The organism is Pseudomonas caricapapayae (assembly GCF_001400735.1).
Classification (GTDB): domain Bacteria; phylum Pseudomonadota; class Gammaproteobacteria; order Pseudomonadales; family Pseudomonadaceae; genus Aquipseudomonas; species Aquipseudomonas caricapapayae.
The window spans coordinates 1-15,104 of sequence record NZ_LJPW01000071.1 but is presented as its reverse complement, the minus strand read 5'-3'; the positions used below and the strand labels follow the sequence as shown (position 1 = coordinate 15,104).

The window sequence follows — 15,104 nt, the reverse complement described above, 5'->3', positions numbered from 1 at the left end:
CTCCATTCGCCGTTTATTTCAATCTGTTACACCTGCATCACGCGATGCGTCGGTATGATGAGCACTTCGAGAGCTTGCTAAGGGTTTTCCCTGCCCGCTCGAACGCCATGCCCGCACAGAACGAAAGCCCACCTCATGCCCGAGACACAGCAAACCACACCGCAAACTCCGATGGCCGTTACCCTGACCGTCGTCTCCATCGTCATGTTCACCTTTATCGGCTACTTGAACATCGGCATCCCGCTTGCCGTTCTGCCCGGCTATGTCCACAGCGATCTGGGCTTCGGTGCAGTCATCGCAGGACTGGTGATCAGCGTTCAGTACCTGGCTACGTTGATCAGCCGGCCATGGGCGAGTCGCGTCATCGACAACCTTGGCAGCAAGAAAGCCGTACAGATCGGCCTGGCCGGCTGCGGATTGAGCGGCGTGTTCATGCTGGTGCCGGTCTGGCTGGACAGCTGGCCGATGGCAAGTCTGGTGATCCTGCTGATTGGACGCGTGATCCTTGGCAGCGCGGAAAGCCTGGTGGGTTCGGGCTCGATTGGCTGGGGTATCGGCCGCGTCGGGGCGCAGAACACCGCCAAAGTGATTTCCTGGAACGGCATCGCCAGCTATGGCGCACTGGCCATCGGCGCGCCGCTGGGTGTCTGGATGGTCAATTCGCTCGGATTGTGGACGGTGGGCGTGAGCATCATGCTGCTCTGCTCGCTGGGTCTGTATCTGACCTGGAACAAGCAGGCCGCCCCCATCGTGCAGGGTGAACGGCTGCCCTTCATGCATGTACTGGGGCGAGTGCTGCCGCACGGCATGGGTCTGGCGCTGGGCGGCATTGGCTTTGGCACCATCGCCACCTTCATTACCTTGTACTACGCAAGCAATCACTGGCCTAATGCAGCGCTGTGCCTGACGCTGTTCGGCGGCAGTTTCATCGCGGCGCGCCTGCTGTTCGGCAACCTGATCAATCGCCTGGGTGGCTTTCGGGTGGCAATTGCCTGTCTGTCCGTGGAAAGCCTGGGGCTGCTGCTGTTGTGGATGGCCCCCACGCCGGACCTGGCGCTGGCTGGCGCGGCGTTGACCGGCTTCGGTTTTTCACTGGTATTCCCGGCGCTGGGCGTGGAAGCGGTCAATCTGGTCCCGGCATCAAGCCGAGGCGCAGCAGTGGGCGCTTACTCGCTATTCATCGATCTTTCACTGGGCATCACGGGGCCGCTGGCAGGTGCGATTGCCGCCGGTTTCGGCTTTGTCTCGATCTTTCTGTTTGCGGCCCTGGCGTCACTCACCGGGTTGGGCCTGAGCGTCTATCTGTACAAACAGACGCAGGGGGTGCGCCAGTGATGCCCCGCGCTCATCCTACCGTTCCCAGCGTGGTAACGTCGTTCTGGACGCTCTGCGTCCGATCTTGAGTGTCTGGTGCGGCGCAGATTTGTGACGCAGAGCATCACCCAAGGCATCCCCACGCTGGAGCCTGAGGAGCGATACTCTCGACTTACGCTCAGAAATCCACTTTCCCGCGCCCGGCCTTGATTGAGCCGCGCTTGCTCTTGGACTCCAGGCGGCGAGTCTTGGAACCCAGGGTCGGGCGGGTCGGGCGGCGTTTCTTTTCCACCTTGGCCGCGTTGACGATCAGCTCACTCAGACGCAGTAAGGCATCGGCGCGGTTCTGCTCCTGAGTACGGTATTGCTGGGCCTTGAGCACGACCACGCCTTCGCTGGTAATGCGACTGTCACTTAACGCCAGCAGCCGCTCCTTGTAGAACGGCGGCAGCGACGAGGCCTTGATGTCGAAGCGCAAATGCACAGCACTGGAGACCTTGTTGACGTTCTGGCCACCCGCGCCCTGGGCACGGATGGCAGTCAACTCGATCTCGGCGTCCGGCAGATGGACATTGTTGGAAATCACCAGCATCAAGGCATCTTCTTTTCTGGAGCAGGCACGTTTAGTTGCGGGACTTGGCAGCGACCAACACGCTACGCCTGTTTTTGGCCCGGTAACATACCCACATCACCACCAGCCAGACGGGTATCGCGTAAACCGAGATCCGGATGCCGGGGATCATCAGCATGATAGCGAGGATAAAGACCACAAAGGCCAGGCACACGTAGTTGCCGTAGGGATACCACAGCGCCTTGAACAGCGGCACTTGTGCAGTACGGTTCATGTGCTGGCGGAACTTCAGGTGCGAATAGCTGATCATCGCCCAGTTGATGACGAGTGTAGCCACCACCAGCGACATCAGCAGTTCCAGTGCCTGCTGCGGCACAAAGTAATTGAGCAGGACCGCCACCACGGTCACCGCTGCCGAAGCAAATATTGCCTTGACCGGCACCCCGCGCCTGTCGACCTGCGCCAGCGCCTTGGGCGCGTCGCCCTGCTCGGCCATGCCGACCAGCATGCGGCTGTTGCAGTAAGTACCACTGTTGTAGACCGACAGCGCTGCCGTCAGCACCACAAAATTCAGAATGTGCGCAGCGGTGTCGCTGCCCAGCATCGAGAACACCTGCACGAACGGGCTGCCGCTGTAGGAATCGCCAGACGCATTGAGGCTGACCAGCAGACTGTCCCAGGGCGTCAGCGACAGCAGCACCACCAATGCTCCGATGTAGAAAATCAGGATTCGGTAGATCACCTGGTTGATCGCCTTGGGGATCACGGTCTTCGGCTGCTCGGCTTCGGCAGCGGTGAAACCGAGCATTTCCAGACCGCCGAACGAGAACATGATGATCGCCAGCGCCATTACCAGCCCGCTGACACCGTTGGGGAAAAACCCGCCGTGCTCCCAGAGGTTGCTGACCGACGCCTGCGGGCCACCACTGCCGCTGACCAGCATGTAACTGCCCAGCGCAATCATGCCGATAATCGCCACTACCTTGATGATTGCGAACCAGAACTCGGTCTCGCCGAACACCTTGACGTTGGTCAGGTTGATCGCATTGATCAGTACGAAGAAGGCCGCCGCCGAGACCCAGCCCGGGATGTCCGGCAACCAGTAATGAATGTACTTGCCGACCGCGGTCAGCTCGGACATGCCCACCAGGATATACAGCAGCCAGCAATTCCAGCCCGACAGGAACCCGGCGAAACCGCCCCAGTAGTTATGGGCGAAATGGCTGAACGATCCGGCCACCGGCTCTTCGACGATCATTTCGCCGAGCTGGCGCATGATCATGAACGCAATGAAGCCGCAGATGGCATAACCGAGAATCATCGAGGGGCCGGCTGATTTCAGCACGCCCGCCGAGCCTAGAAAAAGACCAGTGCCGATGGCACCACCCAGAGCGATCAGCTGGATGTGCCGGTTTTTCAGGCCGCGTTTCAGCTCGCCCGCGGGTGAGGTTGTTTCACTCATTCAATAGCCACCTGATTGTTCTTGTTCTGTGACGGAATAGAACCTGCTCCGCGTGTGGCGCAACAGCATTGCAGCACCCGAGGCCGACGGCCCGGGATGGTGAACAACAATGATTCACAGAAAAAAGCGCCGCATTGTACACCTGCATCCAGGTTGAGGTTTAAAACCGGAGGATCGATGCGCAACAGCTATGTGACAACGCTTTACAGGCTGCCGAAAACAACAACGCCAGCCCCCTGGGCTGGCGTTGCCATTCACTCACACCACGCAATCACTCAGGCTTGCGACGACCGAAGCCAGGACGCTGACCTGAGCCCGCCGGTGGACCACGACGTTTGCCTGACGGCGCATCATCGTTGACCAGCTTGATGCCGACACGCTTCGGAGCAGGCTTGGCCGGGCGCTTGTTCATTTCGCTCGGACGCTCGGCGACCGGCGTACCACGGCTGTTGTCGGCAGGACGCGGCGCGCGCGAACCGGGCTTGCCCGAGTCCTTGCGCGGCGAAGGACGCTGAGTAGAGTCGCCGCCACGCGGACGATCACGTTCGCTGCCGGTAATCTGCGGCTGACGCGGTACGCGGTCGCCAGTCGCCGGAGCGCCAGCGGCCGGACGCAGCTTGCGCACACGTTCGCCCTTGCCCAACGGACGCGACGATTGGCGCTGCAAACGTTCCATCTTGTCTTTGGTCTTGGCATTCATCTGCGGCTGAGCCACAGGCTGCAAACCGACTTCAGCCGCCAGAATGTCGACCTCATACTGGCTCATTTCACGCCAGCGGCCCATCGGCAGGTCGGAGTTGAGGAACACCGGCCCGTAACGCACGCGTTTCAGGCGGCTGACCACCAGACCCTGGGATTCCCAGAGACGACGCACTTCACGGTTACGGCCTTCCATCACCACGCAGTGATACCAGTGGTTGAAGCCTTCGCCGCCCGGTGCCTGCTGGATATCAGTGAAGCGCGCAGGACCGTCTTCGAGAATCACACCGTTCTTGAGCCGCAGCAGCATGTCGTCATCGACTTCGCCACGCACACGAACCGCGTATTCGCGGTCCATTTCGAACGACGGGTGCATCAGCCGGTTGGCCAGTTCGCCGTCGGTGGTGAACATCAGCAGGCCGGTGGTGTTGATGTCGAGACGACCGATGTTGATCCAGCGGCCCTCTTTCGGGCGCGGCAGACGATCGAACACGGTCGGACGGCCTTCAGGGTCGTCACGGGTGCAGATTTCGCCATCGGGCTTGTTGTACATGATCACGCGGCGGACCGTTTCGGCGGCCTCTTCGCGCTTGATGACACGACCATCGACACTGATGGCGTCATGCAGGTCGACGCGCTGACCGAGGGTCGCGTCCTTGCCATTGACCTTGATGCGGCCTTGGGTAATCCAGGCTTCCACATCACGGCGCGAGCCTACGCCAATGCGCGCCAGAACCTTCTGCAGCTTTTCGCCTGCGGGTCCGATTTCCTGGCTGTCCTGCTTGTCTTTTTCACTCATCTGGGCACCTCCCGGTGTGTCGAATCAGGGCTGGCCGAGAACCGGCAAGACCTGTGCCCGGCGCGCTGTGGATAGCGGCAGGGCGAAATACTTGAAAGCCTTGGCAACACCTGATCGCCGAGGGTCGGCCATCATACGCTCCCGCGCCGGTTTACGCATCCGGCGTCAGCGGCAAATGCCTGGATCACTTCTTCTTTTTACGACCGGCGGTCTTGAGCTTGGCCAGTCGCTTGGCAGACTCATCAAGAACCGTACGCTTGTCGTCCTTGTCGAGTTTCTTCCAGGCCTTGATTTCGCGCTTGCTGCGGCCGCATCCCAGGCAGATGTCATCATCGAACTTGCACAGGCTGATGCAGGGGTTCTTGGTGGAACTCATGGGCAGCGGGTCTCATGGCGAGTGGTATCAGATGTGACCCTGGGCTGGCGCATGAATTCGACCAAAGTGCGCGGAGCGTTGGCACGACAGTTGGAAAGTGTCGTTGCACATGCTCCAGTGTGGAAGCGAGACCTCTCAGAGGTCGGGCTCTTTATCCTCATCGGCGTTGTCATCCTGCCTCTCAGCCTCAGGCTCCGCACGAAGCAGATCGTCGAAATCGGTCTTGAGGCCCTGCTCCATCGAGTCCAGTTCCACCAGCAGGGTGCGGAAGCTGGTTTCATCGCGGGGCGCTTCGGGCTCTGCTTCCGGGTCGAGACTGGCGTCGGCCAGAGCTTGCAGGTGCGCAGGCACAGGGGCGTCTTCGAAATCCAGCACCGGTTCGGTTTCCATCTCGCGCAGGTCGGCCAGCGGCGGCAGCTCGTCGAGACTTTTGAGATTGAAATGATCCAGAAAGCCCTTGGTGGTGGCGAACATCGCCGGTTTGCCGGGCACGTCACGGTAGCCCACCACCCGAATCCACTCGCGCTCCAGCAAGGTCTTGACGATGTGGCTGTTCACCGCCACACCGCGCACATCTTCAATCTCGCCGCGTGTGATCGGCTGGCGGTAAGCGATCAACGCCAGCGTTTCCAGCATGGCGCGGGAGTAACGCTGCGGCCGCTCTTCCCACAGCCGACCGACCCAGGGGGAAAACCGGTCACGAATCTGCAGACGATAACCCGACGCCACTTCCTTGAGCTCGAAGGCGCGCCCTTCGCAAGATTTGCGCAGCACTTCGAGTGCCTTTTTGAACACCGGCGGCTCTGGACGCTCACCTTCTTCGAACAGCTCGTAAAGTCGCTCCAGCGTCTGCGGCTTTCCGGAGGCCAGCAGAAATGCTTCAAGCAACGGGGCCAGTTCACGAGGTTCGTTGAGGTTCATGGATGTATTCTTGCTCTACTCGGCTCGCGCCCGGACATGGATCGCCGCAAAGGGCTCGTTTTGGACCAGCTCGACAAGGGACTCCTTGACCAGCTCAAGCACCGCCATGAACGTCACAACCACGCCCAGACGTCCCTCTTCGGCGGTAAACAGCTCGGCGAACGGCACAAAACCACCGCCCTTCAGACGCTCCAGTACATCGCTCATGCGCTCGCGGGTAGACAACGCCTCGCGGCTGACCTGATGGCTTTCGAACATGTCCCCGCGGTGCAGCACTTCAGCCATGGACATCAGTACTTCTTCAAGACTCACATCCGGCAGCAACTTGCGGGCGCGGGCTTCGGGGGCATCCAGTTTCGGCACGACAACATCGCGGCCAACCCGGCTAAGGCCGTCAATGCCTTCGGCGGCTGCCTTGAAGCGCTCGTATTCCTGCAATCGACGAATCAGTTCGGCACGCGGATCGCCTTCTTCCTCTTCGACTTCGGCCGAGCGCGGCAACAACATGCGCGACTTGATCTCGGCCAGCATGGCGGCCATGACCAGATACTCGGCAGCCAGCTCCAGGCGTACGGTTTTCATCAACTCGACGTAGCCCATGTACTGCCTGGTGATCTCGGCCACGGGAATATCGAGGATGTCGATGTTCTGCTTGCGGATCAGGTACAGGAGCAGGTCGAGTGGCCCCTCGAACGCCTCGAGAAAGACCTCCAGCGCATCGGGCGGAATGTACAGGTCCAGCGGCATCTGCGTGACAGCACGCCCATAGACCAGCGCGAACGGCAGCTCCTGCTGGGCGTCTGCCTGGCTGTCCACTGCCTCGACGACGGTCATTAAGCGCGTTCACCGAAAGGTGTTGGATCACCGCAACCGACACGAACGACTTCGGGCTCCCCGCCGGCCAGATTGATAACCGTAGACGCCGAAATACCGCCGATTCCGCCATCTATGATCAGGTCCACCTGATGCTCGAGAATCTGGCGCATCTCGTAGGGTTCGCTAAGAGGCACGGTGTCGCCCGGCATGATCAGGCTGACGCTCATCAGCGGTTCGCCCAGTTGCTCGAGCAGGGCCTGGGCGATGGGGTGGCTCGGCACCCGCAGACCAATGGTGCGCCGCTTGGGGTGCAGCACCAGACGCGGCACTTCGCGGGTGGCGTTGAGGATAAAGGTGTAAGGGCCTGGGGTATGCGCCTTGAGGGCACGGAACGCGCCGGTGTCGACCTTGGCAAACAACCCCAGTTGCGACAGGTCGCAGCACATCAGGGTGAAGTTGTGCTTGTCGTCCAGCTGACGCAGGCGGCGGATACGCTCGATGGCACTCTTGTCGCCGATCTGGCAACCCAGTGCATAGGACGAATCTGTCGGGTACACCACCAGCCCGCCGGCCTTGATGATTTCAGCGGCCTGTTTGATCAGGCGCGGCTGCGGGTTTTCCGGATGGACCTGGAAAAATTGACTCACGGTAACTTCCTGTTCAGACGGCGGCAGTAGGCTGTTCATATTTGAATCTGCACCACAAAGGCGGTAGATCCTCAGGCACGGGGCGATAAGTACCGATTTCACCCCAATTGCCAGGACCGTGGAAGTCGCTGCCAGCGGTAACCAGCAGCCCGAACTCGCGTGCAAGGATGGCCAGGGTGCCGACCTGATCGGCAGGCTGCATGCCATTGACCACTTCTATGGCGTGCCCACCGGCCTGGACGAAATCGCCGACCAGTTTACGCCGTTTACTGCGGGTAAAGTCATAATGTGAAGGATGCGCAAGGCTGACCCATGCGCCCGAGGCACGCAAGGTGGCGACGGTGTCTTCCAGGGTCGGCCAGTGCTGCTTCACATCGCCCAGTTTGCCCGCCCCCAGCCATTTGCGAAACGCCTCGGCGCGATCCTTGACGAAACCGGCCCTGACCATGAAGTCGGCAAAATGCGGCCGTGCGGGCGCATTACCGCTGTCGCCCAGTTCCTGCTGGATCGCGCGAGCACCTTCCAGCGCACCAGGCATACCTTTGATCGCCAATTTACGGCTGATTTCTTCTGCGCGCAGCCAGCGCCCCTCATGCAAACGGCCGATGGCGTCGGTCAGCGCCGGGGCCTGCGTATCGAAGCCGTAGCCCAGAATATGGATGGTCGCACCGCCCCAGGTGCAGGACAGTTCCACCCCATTGACCAGTTGCATGCCCAATGAATGCGCTGCCGCGCGGGCTTCTTCAAGCCCTTCAAGGGTATCGTGGTCGGTCAGCGAAAGGACGCGCACGCCGTTTTCATGAGCACGGGCAACCAGTGCCGTGGGCGAGAGCGCCCCGTCGGAAGCGGTGCTGTGGCAGTGCAGGTCGACATTCATAGTGGTGCTTTCGTGTTCATTGATGTTTGTTATTATGCCGCCACATCCTGCTTCTGGCTGCCATTGTGAAACAATTCATCGACTTCATCCCGCTGCTCCTGTTTTTCCTCGTTTACAAAACCGAGCCGCGTGCCGTGGATATCCTCGGCAATACCTATATGGTAGGCGGCATTTTCAGCGCAACGGCGATGCTGATCATCAGTTCGGTGGTGGTCTACGGCATTCTTTACGTCAAACAGCGCAAGCTTGAAAAAAGCCAGTGGCTCACGCTGGTTGCCTGCCTGGTATTCGGCAGCCTGACCCTTGCCTTTCACAGCGAAACCTTCCTGAAATGGAAAGCGCCGGTAGTCAACTGGCTGTTTGCCGTAGCGTTCGCCGGCAGTCATTTCATCGGTGACCGTCCGCTTATCCAGCGCATCATGGGGCACGCATTGACGTTGCCAGCAGCTATCTGGACCCGGCTCAACATCGCCTGGATCGTCTTCTTCCTGTTCTGTGGCGCCGCCAACCTGTACGTGGCCTTCACTTATCAGGAATTCTGGGTCGACTTCAAAGTATTCGGCAGCCTGGGCATGACCCTGATCTTCCTGGTTGGCCAAGGGATCTACCTGTCACGCCACCTGCACGACACCGCCCCCAATACGACCAAATCCGAGGACTGACATGCTCTACGCTATCATCGCCACCGACGTCGAGAACTCGCTGGAAAAACGCCTCGGCGTGCGCCCGGCCCACCTGGAACGCCTGATCGAGCTCAAGAGCGAAGGCCGTCTGGTGCTGGCCGGCCCACATCCGGCAGTCGACAGCAATGACCCGGGGACCGCCGGTTTCAGTGGCAGCCTGGTCGTTGCCGAGTTTGAATCCTTGAGCGCTGCCAAAACCTGGGCCGATGCCGACCCGTACGTTGCAGCGGGCGTCTATGCCAATGTCGTGGTCAAGCCGTTCAAGCAAGTCATGCCCTGATCCCGTCTCCGGATATCCCTGACACGCTCTGCCCCATCGAGGCAGAGCCGTGTTACACCACCGCCCTTCATTCATCCTTCCCGACACCCTGCCGATAACCTGCTCAATGTGCGAATTTACACGGCTCGGTAAAAGGGAGTTCAGATGCGTTCAGGTATGTGGTGTCTGTTGGCAATGTTGATGGCATCAGGGTTTCAGGTAAACGCCGAGACTGTTAATGAAAGCGGCGCAGTGCAGCCTTTGCATCTGCCCAGCCCTGCCAGCCAGATTGCTGACCTCCAGTTGCGCCTCAAGGACAGCGAGCGTCAGCGCGACGAGTTGACACGCCAATTGCAGAACGTCGATCAGGAACGCAACAACGCCCTGCTGACACGCTTGCGTCAAGAGAACCAAAAGCTCAAGTTGCAGCTCAAAGAAGCACTGTCGGCTGCGCCTCCGCGCTTGCTGACAGAGCAACAACAATGGTTCGTCGCAGGCGGTGGCGTTGCGATGTTCGCCCTTCTGTGCGGTATATTGGTCAGCGGCTGGCGTAAGCAACGTCGGCAGTGGCTAAATTGAGTGAGTCATGAGCGAGCTGTTACTAATCGATGATGATCAGGAGCTGTGCGAACTGCTGAGCAGTTGGTTGAGCCAGGAAGGTTTTCAAGTGCGCGCCTGTCACGACGGGACCAGCGCGCGTCAGGCATTGGCCGACGCAGCGCCGGCTGCCGTGGTACTGGACGTGATGCTGCCCGATGGCAGCGGCCTGGAATTACTCAAGCAACTGCGCGCCGACCATCCTGACCTGCCGGTGGTCATGCTCTCGGCACGCGGCGAGCCGCTGGACCGTATTCTGGGTCTGGAGTTGGGTGCTGACGATTACCTGGCAAAACCCTGCGACCCTCGCGAACTGACCGCCCGCCTGCGCGCCGTGCTGCGTCGCAGTCATCCGGTGGCGTCTTCCACACAGCTCGAACTGGGCGACCTGACCTTCAGCCCGATGCGCGGGGTGGTGAGTGTCGATGAAAAGGAACTGACCCTCACAGTATCCGAGAGCCGTCTGCTTGAGGCACTCATGCGTCAGCCCGGCGAGCCGCTGGACAAACAGGAACTGGCGCAACTGGCGCTGGGTCGCAAACTGACGCTCTATGACCGCAGCCTGGACATGCACGTCAGCAACCTGCGCAAGAAAATCGGCCCTCACGCCGATGGCCGTCCACGCATCGTCGCACTGCGCAGTCGCGGCTATTATTACGCTCTTTGAGCAGCGGCAAGCTTCAAGTCAAAGCAGAGCGTTTTGTAGCTGACGGTTGGCAGCCGCCCTTACACAAGCTTTACCAAGCGCTGACTGCGCTTGACCTTGATCTCCCTAAACTGGGCTCATCGGCATCGAGCCGCACTAGAGACAAGGAGATACACCATGCGCAAGACCCTGATCGCTTTGATGTTTGCCACTGCCCTGCCTACCATCGCCATGGCCGCACCACCACCGCCACCTGCTGGTGGTCCGGACGCCGATGGACCCGGCATGCACATCGAGCGGGATGACCGCGGCCCAGGCCCAGGCATGCGTCGCGGCCCAGGCCCGATGGGACCTCTGGGTGAGCTGGACCTGACACGTGAACAGCGCCAGCAGATCGAACGCTTGATGCGCGAGCAGAGACACGAGCGCCGCGAAATCACCCAAAGCTACCTGGAAAAAATGCCTGCTGCCGACCAGAAGGCAATGCACGACGAAATCGAAGCCAAGCGCTCCAAGACAGACAGCGAGATTCGCGCACTGCTCCAGCCTGAACAGCAGAAGCAGTTCGACGAAATCAAAAAGAAAGAAGATGAGCGTCGCGCCGAATGGGCCGAATTCAAGGCCTGGAAAGCGGCAAAAGCAGCAAAAGCGCAGTAACCATCAGGCCTCGCGGCCCGATGAGTTGAACACAACCCGGCATGCGCACGCATGCCGGGCTTTTTTACTGAGACCGAGGAAATCCCGTGCGTTCATTGTTCTGGCGAATCCTGGCCAGCTTCTGGCTGGCCATTGCTCTGGTGGGAGGTCTGTCGGTACTCGTCGGGCATATGCTTAATCAGGATGCGTGGATCCTCAGTCGTCACCCTGTGCTCAACTCACTGCCGGAACAATGGACACAGCGCTTCGAGGAACAGGGCGCGGACAATGCTCAGGAATTCCTTCAGGACATCAAGCGGCGCAATCGCATCGACGTCCAGGTGCTCAGCGACAGCGGCGAACCGATGGTGCGCGGCACTTTCCCGCCCCGCGCCGCAGCGCTGGAGGCCCGGCAACAGGCCGACGAGGATCAGGGGCGTAAACTGCCCTGGCGCCGCCTTGCCACCGAATACAGCAGCCCGAAGACCGGCGAAACCTATCTGTTCATCTATCGCGTTCCGCACCCGGAACTCGACGAGTGGCATCGCCAGAGCCTGATGTGGCCATTGAGTGCGCTGGGCATCGCACTGGTGGTTCTGACCCTGTTCAGCCTGTTCGTGACGTTGTCGATCACCCGACCGCTGAGCCGCCTGCGTGGCGCAGTGCACGATCTGGGGCAAACCAGCTATCAGCAGCACAGCCTCGGCCAGTTGGCCAACCGGCGTGACGAATTCGGCGTCTTGGCCAAGGACTTCAACCGCATGGGCGCGCGCCTGCAAAGCCTGATCGGCAGCCAGCGCCAGCTGTTGCGCGATGTGTCCCATGAATTGCGCTCACCGCTGGCCCGACTGCGCATTGCGCTGGCGCTGGCTGAACGTGCGGAGCCCGCCGAGCGGGACAAACTGTGGCCGCGCTTGAGCCGTGAATGCGACCGACTGGAAGCGTTGATCAGCGAAATTCTGGCGCTGGCGCGCCTCGACGCAGAGCTTCGTGGCCCTGAAACAGTTGACCTCGATTCACTGCTGCAGCGCCTGAAGAACGACACACAACTGGACGGGGTCGACCAGAACATTCGCGTCGAGGTACAGAGCGACCTGCACCTGAAGGGCTGGCCGGAAATGATCGAGCGGGCTCTGGACAACCTGCTGCGCAACGCTGTGCGCTTCAACCCGCCAGGGGGGCGGATCGATCTGCAGGCGAGCCAGGTCGACAATCTGGTCCGTCTGAGCGTTCGCGATCACGGCCCGGGAGTTGCCGATGAGCATCTCGCGCAACTGGGCGAGCCGTTTTATCGCGCGCCCGGCCAGACGACACCCGGCCACGGTCTGGGACTGGCGATTGCCAGGCGTGCAGCGGAACGACATGGCGGCAGTCTGGTTATGGGCAATCACCCGGATGGCGGGTTTATCGCCACGCTGGATCTGCCCAGAGAGCCGCTCAGTTCATCATCTGCTTAGTCTCTTCCGTAAAAGGCTAGCCCTGCCACTCGCTGACAAACCCGCCGACGTCGACTTTTTGCGCTTCGCGCGGTGGGTTCAAGGGTGTCCCCAGGTACAGAAAGCCAATCACTTGCTCGTCGGCCTCAAGCCCGAAGCCTTTGGCAACCTGCGGCGCATAGGACAACTCGCCAGTTCTCCAGACCGCGCCGACCCCCAGTGCATAGGCGGCCAGCAGCACTCCGTGAGCAGCGCACCCGGCGGTGATCAGTTGTTCCGACCGCGGGACTTTGAAATGGTCCTGCAAGCGAGCGATCACGACCACGACCAAGGGCGCGCGCAAGGGACCAAGACGGGCTTTTTCCAACGCTTGCGGGGTCACTTCAGCACCACTGTGCTGCAGCGCTTGCACCAGTAACTCGCCCATGCGCTCACGGGCCGGGCCTTCGACTGTCAAGAAACGATACGGCTTGAGCTGTCCATGATCCGGCGAGCGCAATGCGGCACCAAACATGATTTCCCGCTGTGCAGCATCCGGGGCCGGGTCGACCAGTCGCGGAACCGATACGCGATTGAGCAAAACGTCGAGCGCCTGCATGGGCTGTCTCCTTGAAAAGTGATCGAGCATTCTAGAGCCTGTTTACCGTCAATAACGAGCGCGACGGACAATTCCTTACCCGTGCGGTCTGGCCTTGTCCCCGGCTGCACTGGTTTACATGCCTTCAAGCGCAGGTAGAATGGCGCCTTTCCTCATACCTGCCAGAGCCATTCATGTCGTTGCCGACCCTGCGTATCATCGGTTTCATTATCGGCATCTTCCTGATCACCCTGGCTGTGGCCATGATTGTGCCCATGGCCACGCTGGTCATTTACGACCGTTTCGAAGACCTGCGCGAGTTTCTGTGGGCCAGCGCGATCACCTTCATCGCCGGCCTGGCGCTGGTGGTGCCCGGACGCCCCGACAATGTCCAGTTGCGCCCTCGGGACATGTACATGCTCACGGTTTCCAGCTGGATCGTGGTGTGTATCTTCGCCGCCCTGCCCTTTTTGCTGACCCAGCACATCAGCTACACCGATTCGTTCTTTGAAAGCATGTCAGGCATCACTGCCACAGGCTCGACAGTGCTCAGCCACCTGGACAGCATGTCCCCGGGCATTCTGATCTGGCGTTCGATGCTGCACTGGCTTGGCGGCATCGGTTTCATCGGTATGGCCGTGGCAATTCTGCCGTTGCTGCGCATTGGCGGCATGCGGTTGTTTCAAACCGAATCCTCGGACCGCTCGGAAAAGGTCATGCCTCGCTCGCACATGGTGGCCAAGTTCATCGTGCTGGCCTACGTGGGTTTTACCGCGCTGGGCAGCCTGGCCTTCTGGGCGGCGGGCATGAGCCTGTTCGATGCGATCAACCACGCGATGTCGGCGATTTCCACGGGCGGGTTCTCCACTTCGGACCTGTCGCTGGCCAAATGGCCACAGCCTGCGGTGCACTGGGTTGCGATTGTGGTGATGATCCTCGGCAGCCTGCCCTTTACGCTGTATGTCGCGACCTTGCGTGGCAACCGCAAGGCGTTGATCAAGGACGAACAGGTGCAAGGGCTGATCGGTCTGCTGTTGGTCACGTGGCTGGTGATGACCGTCTGGTACGCCAATACCACCGACCTGCCATGGACCGAGGCGCTGCGCCACGTGGCGCTGAATGTGACGTCGGTGGTGACCACAACGGGTTTTGCGCTTGGAGACTACAGTCTGTGGGGCAATTTCTCGCTGATGCTGTTTTTCTATCTGGGCTTCATCGGGGGCTGTTCTGGCTCGACCGCGGGCGGGGTGAAGATCTTCCGCTTTCAGGTGGCCTACATTCTGCTCAAGACCAACCTCAATCAGCTGATCCATCCACGTGCCGTGATGAAGCAGAAATACAACGGCCATCGACTGGATGACGAAATCGTCCGCTCGATTCTGACCTTTTCGTTTTTCTTCACGATCACCATCTGCCTGATTGCGCTGATGCTTTCGCTGCTCGGGCTGGACTGGATGACGGCGCTGACCGGTGCCGCCAGCACGGTCTCCGGCGTGGGGCCAGGGCTGGGTGAGGTCATTGGGCCTGCTGGTAACTTCTCCACTTTGCCGGATGCGGCCAAGTGGATTCTGTCCGGTGGCATGCTGCTTGGCCGCCTTGAGATTATCACTGTGCTGGTGCTATGTGTGCCTGCGTTCTGGCGGCATTGAGGTCTGGGAGCACGCTTGAAGAGCCCGGAAAGTCGGGGCTTTTTATCGTTCCGCGTGGTAATTGGGGTTCGACTCAGGTCAGCCTTTGATTATCGTGCCGACGCTCCGCGTCACACGGAGGTTTTGTGGTGTCAGGGGG

Annotated in this window: 17 protein-coding genes; 8 read left to right on the top strand and 9 right to left on the bottom strand. The window is 60.4% G+C overall.

Annotated features, from left to right (window positions below; translation table 11 throughout):
• Nucleotides 1–135 precede the first annotated feature (135 nt).
• Entirely contained in the window at nt 136–1,335 is a 1,200-nt protein-coding gene (locus ALO80_RS11290) for an MFS transporter (RefSeq protein WP_055009070.1), read from the top strand.
• 157 nt (nt 1,336–1,492) lie between these two features.
• Here ALO80_RS11290 and arfB read toward each other — a convergent pair whose 3' ends face one another.
• From arfB to ALO80_RS11250, 8 genes are all read right to left on the bottom strand, one after another.
• Nucleotides 1,493–1,906, bottom strand: a complete 414-nt coding sequence (gene arfB / locus ALO80_RS11285) for an alternative ribosome rescue aminoacyl-tRNA hydrolase ArfB (RefSeq protein ID WP_054984923.1) — start codon at nt 1,904–1,906, stop codon at nt 1,493–1,495.
• A gap of 31 nt (nt 1,907–1,937) precedes the next feature.
• A complete protein-coding gene (locus ALO80_RS11280) occupies nt 1,938–3,347 on the bottom strand; it encodes an amino acid permease (RefSeq protein ID WP_054984924.1) in 1,410 nt (469 codons plus the stop codon).
• Nucleotides 3,348–3,618: 271 nt separating this feature from the next.
• Entirely contained in the window at nt 3,619–4,845 is a 1,227-nt protein-coding gene (gene rluB, locus ALO80_RS11275; protein WP_055009069.1) for a 23S rRNA pseudouridine(2605) synthase RluB, read from the bottom strand.
• A 184-nt stretch (nt 4,846–5,029) separates the two neighbouring features.
• Nucleotides 5,030–5,221 (bottom strand): DUF1289 domain-containing protein, encoded by a 192-nt coding sequence (locus ALO80_RS11270; RefSeq protein ID WP_005767716.1) that lies wholly within the window; start codon nt 5,219–5,221, stop codon nt 5,030–5,032.
• Nucleotides 5,222–5,356: 135 nt separating this feature from the next.
• On the bottom strand, nt 5,357–6,142 hold the full coding sequence (scpB, locus tag ALO80_RS11265; RefSeq protein ID WP_055009068.1) for an SMC-Scp complex subunit ScpB: 786 nt from the start codon (nt 6,140–6,142) through the stop codon (nt 5,357–5,359).
• 15 nt (nt 6,143–6,157) lie between these two features.
• The gene (locus ALO80_RS11260) at nt 6,158–6,856 is read right to left on the bottom strand and encodes a segregation and condensation protein A (RefSeq protein WP_174518948.1); all 699 of its coding nucleotides are present in this window, start codon (nt 6,854–6,856) and stop codon (nt 6,158–6,160) included.
• 119 nt (nt 6,857–6,975) lie between these two features.
• Nucleotides 6,976–7,605 (bottom strand): L-threonylcarbamoyladenylate synthase, encoded by a 630-nt coding sequence (locus ALO80_RS11255; RefSeq protein WP_122302001.1) that lies wholly within the window; start codon nt 7,603–7,605, stop codon nt 6,976–6,978.
• Nucleotides 7,606–7,618: 13 nt separating this feature from the next.
• A complete protein-coding gene (locus ALO80_RS11250) occupies nt 7,619–8,482 on the bottom strand; it encodes a PHP domain-containing protein (RefSeq protein WP_055009066.1) in 864 nt (287 codons plus the stop codon).
• 65 nt (nt 8,483–8,547) lie between these two features.
• Here ALO80_RS11250 and ALO80_RS11245 point away from each other — a divergent pair, with 65 nt between their 5' ends.
• The 6 genes from ALO80_RS11245 to ALO80_RS11220 all read left to right on the top strand — a co-directional run bounded on the left by ALO80_RS11245 (nt 8,548) and on the right by ALO80_RS11220 (nt 12,760).
• Entirely contained in the window at nt 8,548–9,144 is a 597-nt protein-coding gene (locus tag ALO80_RS11245) for a septation protein A (protein ID WP_054984930.1), read from the top strand.
• 1 nt (nt 9,145) lies between these two features.
• On the top strand, nt 9,146–9,445 hold the full coding sequence (locus ALO80_RS11240; RefSeq protein ID WP_054984931.1) for a YciI family protein: 300 nt from the start codon (nt 9,146–9,148) through the stop codon (nt 9,443–9,445).
• Nucleotides 9,446–9,589: 144 nt separating this feature from the next.
• Nucleotides 9,590–10,003 carry a hypothetical protein gene (locus tag ALO80_RS11235; RefSeq protein ID WP_055009065.1) on the top strand — a complete coding sequence of 138 codons (414 nt, stop codon included), beginning with the start codon at nt 9,590–9,592 and terminating at the stop codon, nt 10,001–10,003.
• Nucleotides 10,004–10,010: 7 nt separating this feature from the next.
• Nucleotides 10,011–10,688, top strand: coding sequence for a response regulator transcription factor (locus ALO80_RS11230; protein WP_054984933.1), 678 nt, complete (start codon nt 10,011–10,013; stop codon nt 10,686–10,688).
• 156 nt (nt 10,689–10,844) lie between these two features.
• Nucleotides 10,845–11,324, top strand: a complete 480-nt coding sequence (locus tag ALO80_RS11225; RefSeq protein ID WP_055009064.1) for a Spy/CpxP family protein refolding chaperone — start codon at nt 10,845–10,847, stop codon at nt 11,322–11,324.
• Nucleotides 11,325–11,410: 86 nt separating this feature from the next.
• The gene (locus tag ALO80_RS11220; RefSeq protein ID WP_055009063.1) at nt 11,411–12,760 is read left to right on the top strand and encodes a sensor histidine kinase; all 1,350 of its coding nucleotides are present in this window, start codon (nt 11,411–11,413) and stop codon (nt 12,758–12,760) included.
• A gap of 16 nt (nt 12,761–12,776) precedes the next feature.
• Here the strand turns inward: ALO80_RS11220 and ALO80_RS11215 are convergent, their stop codons facing one another.
• Nucleotides 12,777–13,337: a nitroreductase family protein gene (locus tag ALO80_RS11215; protein WP_055009062.1), complete on the bottom strand. Its 561-nt coding sequence runs from the start codon at nt 13,335–13,337 to the stop codon at nt 12,777–12,779.
• A gap of 173 nt (nt 13,338–13,510) precedes the next feature.
• Here ALO80_RS11215 and ALO80_RS11210 point away from each other — a divergent pair, with 173 nt between their 5' ends.
• Nucleotides 13,511–14,965: a TrkH family potassium uptake protein gene (locus ALO80_RS11210; protein ID WP_005755011.1), complete on the top strand. Its 1,455-nt coding sequence runs from the start codon at nt 13,511–13,513 to the stop codon at nt 14,963–14,965.
• The last annotated feature ends 139 nt before the right edge of the window (nt 14,966–15,104 follow it).

Coding starts and splice junctions, on each gene's coding strand:
- ALO80_RS11290 (WP_055009070.1), top strand. CDS start 136: ATGCCCGAGACACAGCAAACCACACCGCAAACTCCGATGGCCGTTACC.
- arfB (WP_054984923.1), bottom strand. CDS start 1,906: ATGCTGGTGATTTCCAACAATGTCCATCTGCCGGACGCCGAGATCGAG.
- ALO80_RS11280 (WP_054984924.1), bottom strand. CDS start 3,347: ATGAGTGAAACAACCTCACCCGCGGGCGAGCTGAAACGCGGCCTGAAA.
- rluB (WP_055009069.1), bottom strand. CDS start 4,845: ATGAGTGAAAAAGACAAGCAGGACAGCCAGGAAATCGGACCCGCAGGC.
- ALO80_RS11270 (WP_005767716.1), bottom strand. CDS start 5,221: ATGAGTTCCACCAAGAACCCCTGCATCAGCCTGTGCAAGTTCGATGAT.
- scpB (WP_055009068.1), bottom strand. CDS start 6,142: ATGAACCTCAACGAACCTCGTGAACTGGCCCCGTTGCTTGAAGCATTT.
- ALO80_RS11250 (WP_055009066.1), bottom strand. CDS start 8,482: ATGAATGTCGACCTGCACTGCCACAGCACCGCTTCCGACGGGGCGCTC.
- ALO80_RS11240 (WP_054984931.1), top strand. CDS start 9,146: ATGCTCTACGCTATCATCGCCACCGACGTCGAGAACTCGCTGGAAAAA.
- ALO80_RS11235 (WP_055009065.1), top strand. CDS start 9,590: ATGCGTTCAGGTATGTGGTGTCTGTTGGCAATGTTGATGGCATCAGGG.
- ALO80_RS11230 (WP_054984933.1), top strand. CDS start 10,011: ATGAGCGAGCTGTTACTAATCGATGATGATCAGGAGCTGTGCGAACTG.
- ALO80_RS11225 (WP_055009064.1), top strand. CDS start 10,845: ATGCGCAAGACCCTGATCGCTTTGATGTTTGCCACTGCCCTGCCTACC.
- ALO80_RS11215 (WP_055009062.1), bottom strand. CDS start 13,337: ATGCAGGCGCTCGACGTTTTGCTCAATCGCGTATCGGTTCCGCGACTG.
- ALO80_RS11210 (WP_005755011.1), top strand. CDS start 13,511: ATGTCGTTGCCGACCCTGCGTATCATCGGTTTCATTATCGGCATCTTC.